Source organism: Domibacillus epiphyticus (genome assembly GCF_001975785.1).
GTDB classification, from domain to species: domain Bacteria; phylum Bacillota; class Bacilli; order Bacillales; family Domibacillaceae; genus Domibacillus; species Domibacillus epiphyticus.
This window is the reverse complement of record NZ_MSFI01000004.1, coordinates 18,920-32,125: the sequence shown is the minus strand read 5'-3', so window position 1 is coordinate 32,125 and position 13,206 is coordinate 18,920. Positions and strand designations below refer to the sequence as shown.

13 protein-coding genes, 1 rRNA gene and 1 pseudogene are annotated in these 13,206 nt (G+C 37.8%); 11 read left to right on the top strand and 4 right to left on the bottom strand.

The genetic code is table 11. The features are described from left to right. The first annotated feature begins 111 nt into the window (after positions 1-111). Positions 112-227 (top strand): 5S ribosomal RNA (rrf, locus tag BTO28_RS02600). A gap of 111 nt (positions 228-338) precedes the next feature. After that, positions 339-572: a hypothetical protein gene (locus BTO28_RS16935; RefSeq protein ID WP_144289439.1), complete on the top strand. Its 234-nt coding sequence runs from the start codon at positions 339-341 to the stop codon at positions 570-572. A 494-nt stretch (positions 573-1,066) separates the two neighbouring features. Here the strand turns inward: BTO28_RS16935 and BTO28_RS02595 are convergent, their stop codons facing one another. Then, complete coding sequence (locus BTO28_RS02595; RefSeq protein WP_076763758.1) at positions 1,067-1,519, bottom strand: GNAT family N-acetyltransferase; 453 nt, start codon at positions 1,517-1,519, stop codon at positions 1,067-1,069. 324 nt (positions 1,520-1,843) lie between these two features. Further along, positions 1,844-2,350 carry a DinB family protein gene (locus tag BTO28_RS02590; RefSeq protein ID WP_076763764.1) on the bottom strand — a complete coding sequence of 169 codons (507 nt, stop codon included), beginning with the start codon at positions 2,348-2,350 and terminating at the stop codon, positions 1,844-1,846. Positions 2,351-2,882: 532 nt separating this feature from the next. Between BTO28_RS02590 and BTO28_RS02585 the strand changes: the two genes are divergently transcribed. From BTO28_RS02585 to BTO28_RS17390, 3 genes and pseudogenes are all read left to right on the top strand, one after another. Next, positions 2,883-3,581, top strand: coding sequence for a class I SAM-dependent methyltransferase (locus BTO28_RS02585; RefSeq protein ID WP_076763756.1), 699 nt, complete (start codon positions 2,883-2,885; stop codon positions 3,579-3,581). A 117-nt stretch (positions 3,582-3,698) separates the two neighbouring features. After that, entirely contained in the window at positions 3,699-4,004 is a 306-nt protein-coding gene (locus BTO28_RS02580) for a chorismate mutase (RefSeq protein WP_076763754.1), read from the top strand. Between the two features lie 197 nt (positions 4,005-4,201). Further along, a pseudogene (locus BTO28_RS17390) lies at positions 4,202-4,535 on the top strand (transposase); the annotation flags it as partial. A gap of 86 nt (positions 4,536-4,621) precedes the next feature. On the opposite strand, the gene BTO28_RS02570 reads toward BTO28_RS17390, so the two are convergent. Next, positions 4,622-4,948: a four-helix bundle copper-binding protein gene (locus BTO28_RS02570; protein ID WP_076763752.1), complete on the bottom strand. Its 327-nt coding sequence runs from the start codon at positions 4,946-4,948 to the stop codon at positions 4,622-4,624. Between the two features lie 732 nt (positions 4,949-5,680). Here BTO28_RS02570 and BTO28_RS02565 point away from each other — a divergent pair. Further along, positions 5,681-6,673 carry an ABC transporter substrate-binding protein gene (locus tag BTO28_RS02565; RefSeq protein ID WP_076763750.1) on the top strand — a complete coding sequence of 331 codons (993 nt, stop codon included), beginning with the start codon at positions 5,681-5,683 and terminating at the stop codon, positions 6,671-6,673. 63 nt (positions 6,674-6,736) lie between these two features. On the opposite strand, the gene BTO28_RS02560 is transcribed toward BTO28_RS02565, so the two are convergent. Beyond that, positions 6,737-7,021 (bottom strand): hypothetical protein, encoded by a 285-nt coding sequence (locus tag BTO28_RS02560; protein ID WP_076763748.1) that lies wholly within the window; start codon positions 7,019-7,021, stop codon positions 6,737-6,739. Positions 7,022-7,807: 786 nt separating this feature from the next. Between BTO28_RS02560 and BTO28_RS02555 the strand changes: the two genes are divergently transcribed. From BTO28_RS02555 to BTO28_RS02535, 5 genes are all read left to right on the top strand, one after another. Further along, entirely contained in the window at positions 7,808-9,097 is a 1,290-nt protein-coding gene (locus BTO28_RS02555; RefSeq protein ID WP_076763746.1) for a cell wall-binding repeat-containing protein, read from the top strand. A 105-nt stretch (positions 9,098-9,202) separates the two neighbouring features. Then, complete coding sequence (locus tag BTO28_RS17850) at positions 9,203-9,379, top strand: putative holin-like toxin (RefSeq protein ID WP_408606626.1); 177 nt, start codon at positions 9,203-9,205, stop codon at positions 9,377-9,379. 395 nt (positions 9,380-9,774) lie between these two features. Beyond that, on the top strand, positions 9,775-10,491 hold the full coding sequence (locus tag BTO28_RS02550; protein ID WP_076763744.1) for a response regulator transcription factor: 717 nt from the start codon (positions 9,775-9,777) through the stop codon (positions 10,489-10,491). Beyond that, a complete protein-coding gene (locus BTO28_RS02545) occupies positions 10,488-11,900 on the top strand; it encodes a sensor histidine kinase (RefSeq protein ID WP_076763742.1) in 1,413 nt (470 codons plus the stop codon). The genes BTO28_RS02550 and BTO28_RS02545 overlap by 4 nt, the downstream gene beginning before the upstream one ends. A gap of 456 nt (positions 11,901-12,356) precedes the next feature. Then, positions 12,357-13,082 carry an urease accessory protein UreH domain-containing protein gene (locus tag BTO28_RS02535; protein ID WP_076763739.1) on the top strand — a complete coding sequence of 242 codons (726 nt, stop codon included), beginning with the start codon at positions 12,357-12,359 and terminating at the stop codon, positions 13,080-13,082. Positions 13,083-13,206 lie beyond the last annotated feature (124 nt).

Sequence of the window (13,206 nt, the reverse complement as noted above, 5' to 3'; positions counted from 1 at the left end):
AGGTTTGGAAAACCTAACGGTTTTCCAAACGGAACGACATGGCGCGGTTTGCAAGGTACTTTACAGATATTATCTAGTTTTGAAGGAACAATTTCTTTCAATTTCATACAGTCTGGTGGCATTAGCGAAGAGGTCACACCCGTTCCCATCCCGAACACGGCAGTTAAGCTCTTCAGCGCCGATGGTAGTTGGGGGTTTCCCCCTGTGAGAGCAGGACGCCGCCAGGCATACGAGAAGAACAGCGGAAGCTGTTCTTTTTTATAGTTGGAAACAATGTTGTAAAAAACATCTTTTCTTCAAATCTTATACATGTATTCAAAGTTTTTAGACAGCAACTAATGCCACAAATTTCACTTGAAAACCGTATTGAAACAGAGATAAAAGAAAATGTTATATCAAGGCAGGATAATAACCATATTTGTTTTGTTCTTATTCGTGACGATTTGGACACGTTTATGACAGCAGAACCGGATGAAGCAGCAGGTACGGTATGCTGGAAAAATGGGGTTGATTTCGATCCCGGGGTTCTTTATGAAAACAGTGTTGTTCATGCTGAATTAAATAACGCGTGACACTGCAATCGTTCATCTATGAAAAATAATAAGACTGGAAGGCTAATACTCCATATGTGTTTTTGAGGAATGGTGAGGAACTCTTTTTAAGCAAAGTGGCATTTATTTTAAAATAGGATAGGTCTGCTCGCTTTGAGCAATTAAATGTATCGAGTGTCAAAATAGCAGTCGGTTTTTTTGTGTTTTCATTTAAAGGCTAAAATGGCGTGCAATCCAGCAGGCTATTTTTTATTACATAGATGCTACTTGTGTATAGGTCTTTAGGGGTGTCACCAAAAGTTTGCGCCTGAAAAATACCAATTTTGAGTGTGGGATTTTCCCTCACCCTTTCCAAGTATTTAGGTATCCCATATTCGCGGACGTTACATACTTCAAATAAGAGAATACTACTGGTCATACTGTCAGTGTACAGGAAGAGCGCGCTTGTAGGGTTATTTACAACTCTTTACATGGTGCTTTTTGCACAGTATAAACGAACTGTTGACTAACAATTTCTATAAATCTAAAGATAATCGAATCATATCCCTGCATTGTATACCATTTTCAAAAATTTCTTCTGAATAGTGTTTGATGAAAAAATCTCTGTCAACGCCGGTAATTCTAAAACCGCACTTTTGATAAAGAGCCAGTTGTCCTAAGCTTGAATTTCCGGTACCTACTTCTATTGTTCTGTATCCACCAGACCGAGCTTTTTGAATGGCATCCGTTACTAACCGCTTTCCAATACCCATGCCGTGGTGGGTTTCTGATACAGCAACGTTTACTAACTCAATCGTTTCAGGTCTCGTTGGAAGTAATACATAAACTCCAATAATTTGATCATTACTTTCAGTTAAAAAGCATGTTCCCCTCCGGACATAATCCTCAATTAATGTCCTTGAAGGGTCGGCTAATAACAGTAAATCCATCGGAATCTCTTCAGCCGTCTTTAGTTTCCGAATAACCATATTACTCCCCCTGAAAATTGTATTTTCTTTTATTTTATCATTTCTTGTGTTCTTCAACCTTTACGAATCTCTTCATAAGCAACTTAGGCATTTTTATTTTCAATTTTTCAGGACGATATAGAAGCCTTAAAAGAGAAAGAGTCTCTAACAGCAATCCAAGAGAAAAAATCTTTATGGCAACGTCTGTTTAATGGATAAAAAAGGGCTAATTCAACACAGCATAAATGCAATTATGTTGTGTTTGAGATACAAAAGCTCTGTTCAAGACTAATATTTAAAAATAAAAAATAGAGCCCAAGTACAATCTTGGGTTCTATTTTTTATTTATTGTTTAGCGAATGACTTTTCAGGCAGCCCTAAGATGTCTGTATTTTTAGGTGTGTAACCAAGCAGACGTAGCATTCCTGCAATTTGCCCTTTATGATGGAATTCATGAGTAATAGAATGGGTTAGTAATTGATATGGCGTTTGTCTTACAAACCCACTGCCTACCTTCCAAGAAAGCTCTTTTTCGATAATCTCATCAAATTTATCTGTGAATTGTTCAAATACAGTATCTACATATATATCTGCTTGTTGAAAATAACGTTGAATATCATCCATTTGCATAGCATTAATTACTTCCCTCGTAAATAGCGGTGATGTTGTTTCTGAAAGCACAAAAGAACCCAGCCAAGCATGGTAACAACCCGCCACATGAACTAAAGAATCTCTTATACTTAGAAAGCCGAACCCAAACTCTTTAGTAAAATCTTTTTCATTCAATTCTCTGCACTGGTTTAATAAAATGTGTCTTGTTTGTTTTACCCATTCATATTCTTGCTTTTCCATAACTCCCTCACCTCTTAGAAAAAATATCGAAATATTCTTTTTATTATACACAAAAGGGGGCATCACTACCCACATGATCGTTAAATCATATATAAATAACTTTGTGATTGTAGGTAGCATTTTGTTAAGCACTAGTTCACTATTCGCTATACTCACTTATTTTGCACCGTTGTTTTCGAGAAAAAATATAGGTAGATAAAAATATCTAATCTCAATTTTTCAAAGGGCAATGAAGCAAAAATGCAATTATGTTATAAAGCGATTAGTATAGTGATGATTAAAAAAAATAATATTTTGACAATTTTTTAAGCAGGTAATAAAATAGATAAAACAAAATCTAATTGTAATAAATGGAAATGGAAAATTAAATAATACGGCGGAAAGTCTCACCGATAAAAGAGGCATGTATCGAGCAATTTTGAATTGTTTCTGTACATTAAATGCGTTTATTTAACATAAACGAACAAAGGTGGCACCACGGGGTTTCTCGTCCTTTTAGGATGAGGAACCCCTTTTAAGGAGAGGGGTATCTATGAGTAAAATGGTGTTAGATTTAGAACGTATTGTTTTTATTGGAAGAACATTCGAGGAATATATGGCTATGTTTTCACTGTCACTAGAAGAAATAGAAGGGAAAAAGATTTTGGACTGCCCAGCAGGAGCATGTTCTTTTACCGCTATCGGTGGAGAAAAGGGACTGGATGTAACTGCCTGTGACATTGCCTATTATCACTCCGGTGAGGCACTCGCCAATAAAGGAAAAAAAGACCTTGAACACGCTACGGAAAGGGTTGTAAAAGCAAAAGAACAATACGTGTTTGACTATTTTAAAGATGTTTCGGATCTTGCACAGCACCGAGCCGGCGCGCTCACCGATTGCGCAGCTGATATGCAAAAAAATCCTGAGCGTTACATCCCTGTGACATTGCCAGTACTTCCGTTTAAAAATGAACAGTTTGATTTGATTCTCTCTGCACATTTTTTGTTTACATACGGTTACCGTCTTGATAAAACATTTCACCTGGATGTGATGGAAGAATTACTGCGGGTGGCCAAAGAAGAAATTCGAATTTTTCCACTTGTTGACCTTACTGGAAACAGGTACGAGCACTTAGATGAGATTGCAAAAATGCTCAGAGATCAAGGCCTCGAAGTTGAAGAAATTCGTGTACCATATGAGTTTCAACGAAATGCAAATACCATGATGAAAATTCGAAAAGGAACTAACTGATTAAAAAAGGCAACACAATGAAAGATGTTGCATTTAAGAAAGACCTTGGCTGCCTTTTTCCAAGGTCTTTTATAGCAGATCAATATTGTTATAATATGGTTCAAAAGGAAAAAATGGATGGTGGTTAAAGTGAGAGAGTGCGTAAGTATATCTGAAGTAAGAGAAAGCATCGATCAACTGGATGATCAAATTGTAAAATTGATAAGTGAGAGAAGTAGATACGTTGAACAAGCTGCAAAGTATAAAAAAGATACCGATGATGTTAAAGCACCAAAAATGGTAGAAGCAGTAATTGAAAAAGTAAGAAATCTTGCGAATGAAAACAATGTGAACCCTGATATTATTGAGGAAGTGTATCGCACAATGATTTCATGTTTTATTAATCATGAATTAGTGCAGCATTCTAAGCTACATAGTAAATAACAAAGAGCAAGTATTAAATTAGAGGTTGTTTTTTGTTGGTAGATGCAACATCTTGTATTAGTAATGCTCTGGATAGAGGTCTCGGGTATTTTTTGGTTTTTCTCTTTTTTTGAGGGTAATAACTTCAATTGGTAATTTTTAATTATTAATACTTAATGTGGTAAAATTTTAATGATGAACAGGAGGAGTTCCATGTATCCCTGGCAAAGCTCCCCAGTCTGCCCAAAGGATGTACGCTTCACAGTGATCAGGGATCCGTTTATACATCCTATGATTACCAGAGGGAAGTCAAAGAAAAAGGCATGATCATGAGCATGTCCCGTAAAGGAACGCCCGCTGATAATGCCCCCATCGAATCGTTTAATGCCTCGCTATAGTCTGAAACGTTCTACCTCGACAATTTGAGAAACACTACGACAGCCATCGTAGAGCAAACTGTCGAGAACTATATTAATCATTATAACCATACCCCGTATTCAAACGAAACTAAACAACCTGTCGCCGGTACAATATCGGCAACAGGCTGTTTAAAAGGTGTTTTGATCCCTGTCTCAAAAACGGGATTCAGTCCCCCATTTCTCCAGGTTTTTACAGATCACTCAACATACAAACGGAAATTAAGAGGCCATACTGCGGCACATTTCAGCACACTTGAAGCATGCTTCAGCACATCTTTGGCAATGATCGTGTTCATGCTTCTTGCATTCATTTCCGCATGCTTCACATATCTCTGCACATAACTGACAGATTTGTGCAGCGAACGGGCTGTTTCTTTGCATGGATTGTGCGGCGAAGGAACAAATCTCCGCGCATTCGCGGTCTAATCTGATACAGTCTGCCATCATATTTAAATGGTCTTCAGATAAACACTTATCAAAGCATATATTACAAGCCTCCAAACACTCTAAGCAAGCCCTAATACAATCATGATAGTTATGGTTCACCCTATTTCCTCCTTTAAAATTGATTACCTTACCTATATTGCCCTCTTTTTTGTGTTTAAACGAAATTTCACAAACTCCATAAATTCTGCACAATTTTTATAAATAATTAGCTTTTTAATGGCTAAAAAGGTGCTATTTTGTATTCGTTTCTATTAATGGCGAATGAAGAAGAGATGTTAGATAGCCTGCATTCGCTTTTATCAAACCCGAAAAACAGGTAAAACAGTACTTTAAATAAGAATCAGTGCCGCAATAACTCCTACTAGTCGCTGAAACACCAATCATATTCAATCCCTTGAAAAAGAATTAATGCTTCACATTCACAATATTAGACTAACAACGGATTTGGATTTAAAAAGTCGGCCAGCGAAATATTTCGTGTTTATACAGGACAGGAATGGCAGACTTCAAATCTCCAGATCCGTTACCTGTATCCCGAGTGGTTTCGTTAAGAATATTCTTACTAAAAAAGGAAAAAGAAAAACACTAGAAAGAGTAACTCTTTCGGATACTTCCTTTACATATAAGTGTTTTGCAAGACTCTACGTTTTGAGAGGGTGTTTATTTTTTGCAAAATAAAGTGTACGTCATGCAGAATTTCGTCATTTGAACATTATTTAATTGACATCGATTCTCATTATCATTTATGATGTCTTTATGAATATACTGAGCAACAAATAAAGTCGAAATGAAAAAATGGTCGATTTGGAATTCTAAGGGAGAGAAATGAGCATGATAACCTTCACAAAGAAAAAGTTACTGGCTATAGCAGCAGCTGCTTTTATGATAAGCGGCTGCAGTTCAAATGAAGGAGCTAATCAAGCAACTGCTGATCAAACCCAAGAAACTGTCAGAATTGGGTATCCGAATATTTTATCGGTGGCACCAGCCATTATTGCAGAAAAGCAGAAATTGATGGAAGAGCAAGGGATTAAAGCTGAGTTTTATCAATTTGCAAACGGGCCTGATCTTAACAAAGCGTTGTCTTCTGGGAAATTAGATATCGCTTATACAGGCATACCAGTTGTTGTGAATTGGGCGGCAAAAGGGGCGGATATTTCGGTCATTGCTAAAGTAGGCGACGGAGAATTTGGACTAATCTCAAAAGAGGATTCGTCCATTACACAAGCCTCTGATCTAAAGAGTAAAAAAATTGGGTTTTTGGGAAGAGGGACCGGATCGGATATTCTTGTACGGGGCTTTATGTTGCCGGAAGCGCAGTTGGATGAAACATCGGTAAGCTTGATGGAAATGAAAATGCCGAACATGGAATCAGCGATTACGAAAGGAACAATTGATGCGGCTCTTTTAGGAGAACCGTTCGTGACATTTGCTGAACTGCGGGGATTAAAGGTTGTTCAAAAAATTCCGGACCCTGCTGTCGTTGTTGTCGCTCATAATGAATTTGTCAAGGAACACGGAGATGCAGTGGAGAAATTCATGCAGGGGCACCAGGCATCCATTGATTATATTAATGAAAAACCGACAGAAGCGGCTGCTGTCCTGGCAGAAGCATTTAAGGTTCCCGAGATTGAAGCGGACGGAAAAACATGGACACCTGCGGAAGTGATGGAACAAGCGCTGGCCAAACAAAAGTATGAAGCCGGGTTTTCCGATGATGATTTTTCATTCTATCAACAAATTGCGGATGCCAATTATCAGTTGAAACTCATTGATAAACCGTTTGAAATTAAATCGGTGTTTAATTTGAAATGGATGAAGTAAGAGAAAGGAAATCAGGGGCTGTCCCGAAAGTCGGTGATAACGGACGAGGGACAGCCCTCTTTTTTATGGAGGCGGGATGTTAACTCCCGACGGCAGGATGAATGCAAATGATGGAGGCAAATCTATCTTTTGTTCCGGTGATAACTTCCCTTTATGCGTTACTTGAAATGTAATCGCCTCAATGTCACCTTGCTCATCGAGAGGAGCCTCTGCTTGCTGGACCTGATAAACAGAAAAGGTTAAAAGCTGTGGAACAAGCAATAAAAAATGGGAGCAGTAATGTAGATCTGTATATGTCAGAGAACATGTATACAGTAGAAGAGAAAGAAAGTAGACTTCTTTTCCCACTGACTTAAACCATTTTCCAAAAATAAACTGTAGGCTTATTGCCGCTGGTGAAGATTGTACACTCCAAAAGCTGTGCGTTTTTTAACGTAGGGATTTTTTTATTCATGTTACTAAAAAAACGAAAAGCAAAGCGCTCTGATCACGGTATTTTGCAAGATTCCGAATTGCAAAATACAGTCTTTCAATCAGGAGGACGTACAAATGGGCGATTGATGTAAATAATCGCAAAGTTGTCATTCTTTCATCAGAAAGCAACGAGGGAAATATCGTGTCCAGAAGGGCATATTCGGAAGAAGGATTTTATTTATTGACCAGTCTAAGAAATTTGTGCCGACAGAGGAATTATTTGCTCCCAAAAAACCTCGTGTCCTCTGTCTTAATTCATATTTAAAAACACATTCCCCATTTGGTTGATTTTCGTTTCGTCGATACTAATGTATTAGATGGATATTTATTTCCTATATTGGAACATCCTACATTAAGAAGTGTTGGTTTCAATAAAAGACACTATAATCTCAAAGATACAGAAATGGAATCCCTGCTAAGAGAGAATAACAACGGTGAACCTTATAAGGAAATCACAAGACATGGGGATGCCGAAACTTTCAGATATTTTTTATTTAACTATATATCCGGTTTTACATACACTTGCTTTCGATCTATCCACTTCAATTGCTGGAAAACATGTGATGAACATGTTCAATTAAAGCATTTAAAAAAACCCTATCCACAAATTCTGCAAATTTGTTTGGTAAAGTTTCAATAAAATCATTGGAGGCGATACAGATGAAACGGAGATTTAAAGGATTCGTGTTGATAACAGCATTATCAGCAGTACTTGCGGCATGTGGAAATGGTGATTCAAATCAAGAAGACAAAAATATGGATGGAATGGATCATGGGAACATGGATCATATGGATGATGAGGAAGGCGGAAACAGAAGCGGAGTATCCGAAGAAAAATTAATAGAATATGCAATGCCCCCGGAAAAAATGAATGAGTATGCTCAGGGAAATCGTCTAACTGTAAATACGAAAAATACAACCCGTTTGGATACCCAAGATCCAATCGACGCGTCTATCCTTATATCACAAATAGTTTGGCCGGCAACACACGAAGAGAATCAGCCAGGGGCGGTTATTCTAGTTCCGAACAATAATTGGCAGGTTGGATTAGCCGCTGCCGATTTGATACACAATCCGACTGATGGGCCTGTCTTACTTACGGAAAAAGACAAGTTATCGGCAAAAACGTTAAATGAGATCAAACGATTGAATCCAAAAGGAACCTCAGACGGAACCCAAGTGATGGTTATGGGTGGGATTTATGAAAATGTTGCTAAGCAATTGAACGGCTATAAAGTTGAAGCAATTGACGGAACAGAGCCAGCACAATTTGCTGCGGCGGTAGATCAGAAATATGCCGAGATATCCGGCGGAGAGTTTCCGAAAGGTGTGATTATCGTTTCAGCAGAGGAAGAGGCAAAAGCTTACTCATTACCAGCCATCAACTGGATTTCTCACATGCCAGAGCCTATTTTATATGTAACAAAAGATGGCATCCCTGACATTACGAAACAGGCATTGCAAGAAAGAGAAGAGGCCAATATGTATATTTTGGGACCTGAATCCATTGTTTCAAAAGAAATAGAAAAAGAGCTCGCTGATTACGGAAACGTAACACGGATTGCTGGTGAAGATCCAGTTTCAAACTCCGTTGAATTTGCAAAATTTAGAGATGAGGATAACGCTTTTGGATGGGGGTTGACAGATTCAGGGCACGGAATATCCTTTATTTCTACTGCAACACCGGAACTTGCTATAGCCGCAGCGCCTTTTTCACATCGTGGGAAACATGCGCCGTTAATTTGGCTGGAAAACGGACAGGTAACGGAACCTGTATATAATTTTCTAGCATCAATAAAACCCACCTTTAAAGAGGATCCAACGGCGGGTCCATATAATCACGGTTTTATTATTAGCGGCCAAGAATCGATCCCATTTGAAACTCAAGGCATCATTGATGACAAGCTTGAGATTGTCCAGGAAGATGGGGAAGGTCATGGAGGCCACTAATGCTCGTTCATTTTAATTAAATAAAGCCATTCGGATGAACGATCGTGTTTCGTTTTTATAGAGATACACTATTAAGGGTGACCAGCATTCCCTCTATGAAAGGGGGTGCTGCCCGTGACTGCTTTTCAAGCACTTATGCTAATGATCGCATTTGCTAGTTTGATTGTGTCCATAGTCTCTTTGGCACTAAAAAGTAATCCACACTTGAGCCGGCAAGCAAGGAGTGGATTACCGTTTCACTTATATGCTGATCCCTTGAAGGGAATTCTGCAAGACTGTTAGTGTTAGCAGACCCGCAGTCTTCTTATGTATATGAATCTACCTGTCAATTATACGTGAAGCAGTGAATAACTAAAATTATTTATCCAATGTCTCAAACTCTCCATATCTGAAGTGTTTGAGGATCATTTCGTTTTTTTTCAAGGCTTTTTCTACAATCCACAAAGCCTATACATTTTAGAATTATTAAATTAAATAAGTTATAGTGGAAGATTTTCCATAAGTCATAAGTGCACTAATCTTTTATATCTAATACAAACTGCAATACTATAGAATTAGTTTAACATCGGAGTTTGGAATAAATCAGTGCTGGTTGTGGATACATTTTCAGTATAAGCACCGTTTTTACCTTCCTTTTGTGAATGAAATAAAGATTTGACAGTCTGAGGAGAGAAAGAATGAAAAAGAAATTGTTGATTGTCGATGATGAATGGAATATGAGAAACCTGCTTAAAATTTATTTATCAAAAGACTATGAAATTGTAGAGGCAACTGACGGGGAAGAAGCGGTCGACAAAGTGAGAACGTATTCTTTTGATTTAATCATTTTGGATATTATGATGCCGGGAATGGATGGCTGGGAGGTATGCAAACAAGTTAGATCGTCTAAAGCACTCCCTATTCTTATGTTAACAGCAAGGAATGAGTTAAAAGACAAAGTTCACGGACTCGAAATTGGAGCGGACGATTATCTTATTAAACCATTTGAACCGGAAGAACTTTTAGCCCGGGTAAAAGCCTTGTTAAGAAGGTCAGAACTTATTGGAAATGGTGAAAATAAGGATGAAAATGAAGAGGTTATTATATATGGAGATGGTTTTTTCAAGATTGATCAACAAGGCCATAGCGTCTTTCTGGCAGGGGAGGAATTAGACTTGACCCGAAAAGAATATGAATTGCTTCATACCATTGCCTCTAACCCAAAACGTGTCTTCACAAGAGAGGTTCTCCTGGATGTTATATGGGGGTACAACGATTCAAGAGATACCAGAACGGTGGACAGCCATATTAAAAATATCCGCTTTAAAATTAAAAAAAAGGGATCCCGCTATAACCCGCTTCAAACCGTGTGGGGAGTGGGCTACAAATTTCAAGAGCCGAATGAAACACTATGAAAATGAATAGTATAACCATTAAGCTTGGGATAACTATCATGGTGCTGTTTTTAGCCGTTCTTTTTCCATTGGTTTATACCATTGATCAAATGTTTACAGCTTTTTATGTGAATCAGAAACAAGAACAGCTTGAACGTTTTGCATCTGAATATTCAACGACTATTTCAAGTGTGGAAGATACTAGCTCCTATCATATGTTTGTGATGATATCAGAACTAACGAACACAGAGATGTTTGTTTTTAATATGGAAGGCAATATCCTAAAAAGTACAGGTATATTGGGGTTTAAAGAAGGAGCTCAGGTGCCAGAAGATATATATAAACCAATCGCCAAGAATGAAACAGTAGGGTTCGAATATAATGGAACGCGGTCTCAGGACTATTTTCTTTCAGGCAAGCCAATTATTGTGAATAAAGAAGTAGCTGGTGGACTTGTGGTTGTTTCAAGTATGGCGGAGGTCAATAACTCGATAGAACAGGTTCGTCTTTGGCTGATGATCTCTGTTATGGGTGCTTTATTTATGGCTATTGGTTTTACCTTTTTTGTATCCAGAAAATTATCGTACCCACTTTTACAAATGGAGAGAGCAACACGGGAGATTGCAAAAGGGAAATTAAAAACAAAGCTGCTATTTTCGACAAAGGATGAAGTAGGCAGCCTTGCACATGCAATTACAGATTTAGGAAGAGAACTTGAAGAATATAGGACGAATCGAAGAGAGTTCTTTGCCAATATCTCACACGAGTTGCGCACCCCTATTTCCTATATAAAAGGGTATTCGGAAGTATTAAGAGATGGACTTGTTCATAATGAAAAAGAGAGGGAACAGTATTTATCAATTATAACTGAAGAATCAAGACGATTAACAATGCTAATAAATGATTTGTTTGAACTGGCCAAAATGGAAGAAGGTAAATTAGAATTAAATTATGAATGGTTTGATCTTGGAGACGTTTTAACCAGTTCAGTTAAAAAAGTGTCTCTTAAAGCAGCGGAGAAAAAAATGGATATACGAATAGACACATCTCGTGATTATCCGGTACTTTATACCGATGGCGTTCGCCTAGAACAAATTTTGATTAATTTAATCGAAAATGCTATAAGATACAGTAATCCAGAATCTCGTGTAGACATCTATACAAAAGTCCATAAACAGAGCGTTGAGATATTCCTCCATGATTATGGAATGGGAATACCAGAAGAGGATGCGCCCTTTGTTTTTGAACGTTTCTATCGGGTGGACAAATCGCGGTCAAGAGCGTCTGGAGGCACGGGTTTAGGACTCGCAATAGTGAAAAATTTGGTGGAATTACTTGGTGGGAAGATTGACTTCAGAAGCATTTCTGGAGAAGGGACTACCTTTATCCTTTCTTTGCCTGCCAATGAAGAAGTGAGTAAAGATAAATGAAAAAAGCAGCCAATGTAATGGTGCCAGTATTTTTTATTATAATGGGTATAGTGTGTCTTACTATGTCGAGTACAGCGTTTCACTCGCAAAATCCACTGCATCATTTTTTTGAATCCTTCCTAGGAATTTGCATCTTTATGGTTGTTCCGATTTTTCTCGTTGTTTTTTATATAGGTTTTAACAGAAGAAAAAATAAAACTAGAAAGAAAAAATAAAAGTGGTGCATAGAAACTGTGCCACTTCACTTTTATTATGCTATTGTACATTACCAGGGTCCAAAGTCCAAATATACAACCAAGACTAAAAGTTAGTTCGCAGAGGCTGGCTTTTTTCTTTTTCCACACTTTCTTCAAATTTATGTACTATAATATGCTTTATCCAAAATAAGAGATGGTTTAAATTTTGACTAGAATCCTCGATAAAATGAGATAAAACACGAATGAGGGACGGACCGAAATGTACAATGTTCTCAATACATTCAGCAATTATGTTACACAGCCTTTCTTAAACTGGTTCCACCAAGTGGAAAATATTTCGATTGCAGCAGCATTAATTTTAGGATTTGTCGGCGCGCTTGTTCCATGCCAACTGACGGCAAACGGGAGTGCCTTAATGATTTATGGGAACAGTTCCTTTCGGAGAGGTGTATTATGGTCTCATATCTTTTTATTCCTATTAGGAAAAATGTTCGTATTCAGTGCGCTGGGATTGATCGTCTGGGTAGTCGGAAGCCAAATTGAACAAACGCTGACGCTGTTTTTCCCTTGGTTTAGGAAGATAATTGGACCTTTACTCATTTTTGTCGGGCTCTTTTTATTAGAATTCATCAAATGGAAAAAGGCTTTTTCATTTGGCGAAATCCCTTCTAAACTGTTAAAGGGAAAAATCGGTTCATTTTTAATGGGTGTCAGTTTTTCCTTAGCATTTTGCCCAACCATGTTTGTCCTTTTCTTTGTAACCCTCATGCCTTTGACTTTTTCCGTTTCATTCGGGTTTATCCTACCGAGTGTCTTTGCGATAGGAACCACAATTCCTCTGATAGCGATTATGTTTGTGATCTGGTTTTTGGAAATTGATAAAACCATCATGGGGAAAAGTAGAAAAGCAGGGAGTGTTATTCAAAAAATGACCGGGGTTGTATTAATCTTAATTGGGATAATAGATATGATTATTTATTTATAGGTTAATCGGAAACCATTTATTGCGCTTGGAACAAATGGGGTAAGAAATCGTATAAACGAACCGATATAAACGACAAGAATGGTTTTTGATTAACATCCTTCATACTCAGATAAAGGAAGGTACT

Coding starts and splice junctions, on each gene's coding strand:
- BTO28_RS16935 (WP_144289439.1), top strand. CDS start 339: ATGCCACAAATTTCACTTGAAAACCGTATTGAAACAGAGATAAAAGAA.
- BTO28_RS02545 (WP_076763742.1), top strand. CDS start 10,488: ATGAAAATGAATAGTATAACCATTAAGCTTGGGATAACTATCATGGTG.
- BTO28_RS02535 (WP_076763739.1), top strand. CDS start 12,357: ATGTACAATGTTCTCAATACATTCAGCAATTATGTTACACAGCCTTTC.
- BTO28_RS02580 (WP_076763754.1), top strand. CDS start 3,699: ATGGTGGTTAAAGTGAGAGAGTGCGTAAGTATATCTGAAGTAAGAGAA.
- BTO28_RS02585 (WP_076763756.1), top strand. CDS start 2,883: ATGAGTAAAATGGTGTTAGATTTAGAACGTATTGTTTTTATTGGAAGA.
- BTO28_RS02555 (WP_076763746.1), top strand. CDS start 7,808: ATGAAACGGAGATTTAAAGGATTCGTGTTGATAACAGCATTATCAGCA.
- BTO28_RS02550 (WP_076763744.1), top strand. CDS start 9,775: ATGAAAAAGAAATTGTTGATTGTCGATGATGAATGGAATATGAGAAAC.
- BTO28_RS02565 (WP_076763750.1), top strand. CDS start 5,681: ATGATAACCTTCACAAAGAAAAAGTTACTGGCTATAGCAGCAGCTGCT.
- BTO28_RS02590 (WP_076763764.1), bottom strand. CDS start 2,350: ATGGAAAAGCAAGAATATGAATGGGTAAAACAAACAAGACACATTTTA.
- BTO28_RS02595 (WP_076763758.1), bottom strand. CDS start 1,519: ATGGTTATTCGGAAACTAAAGACGGCTGAAGAGATTCCGATGGATTTA.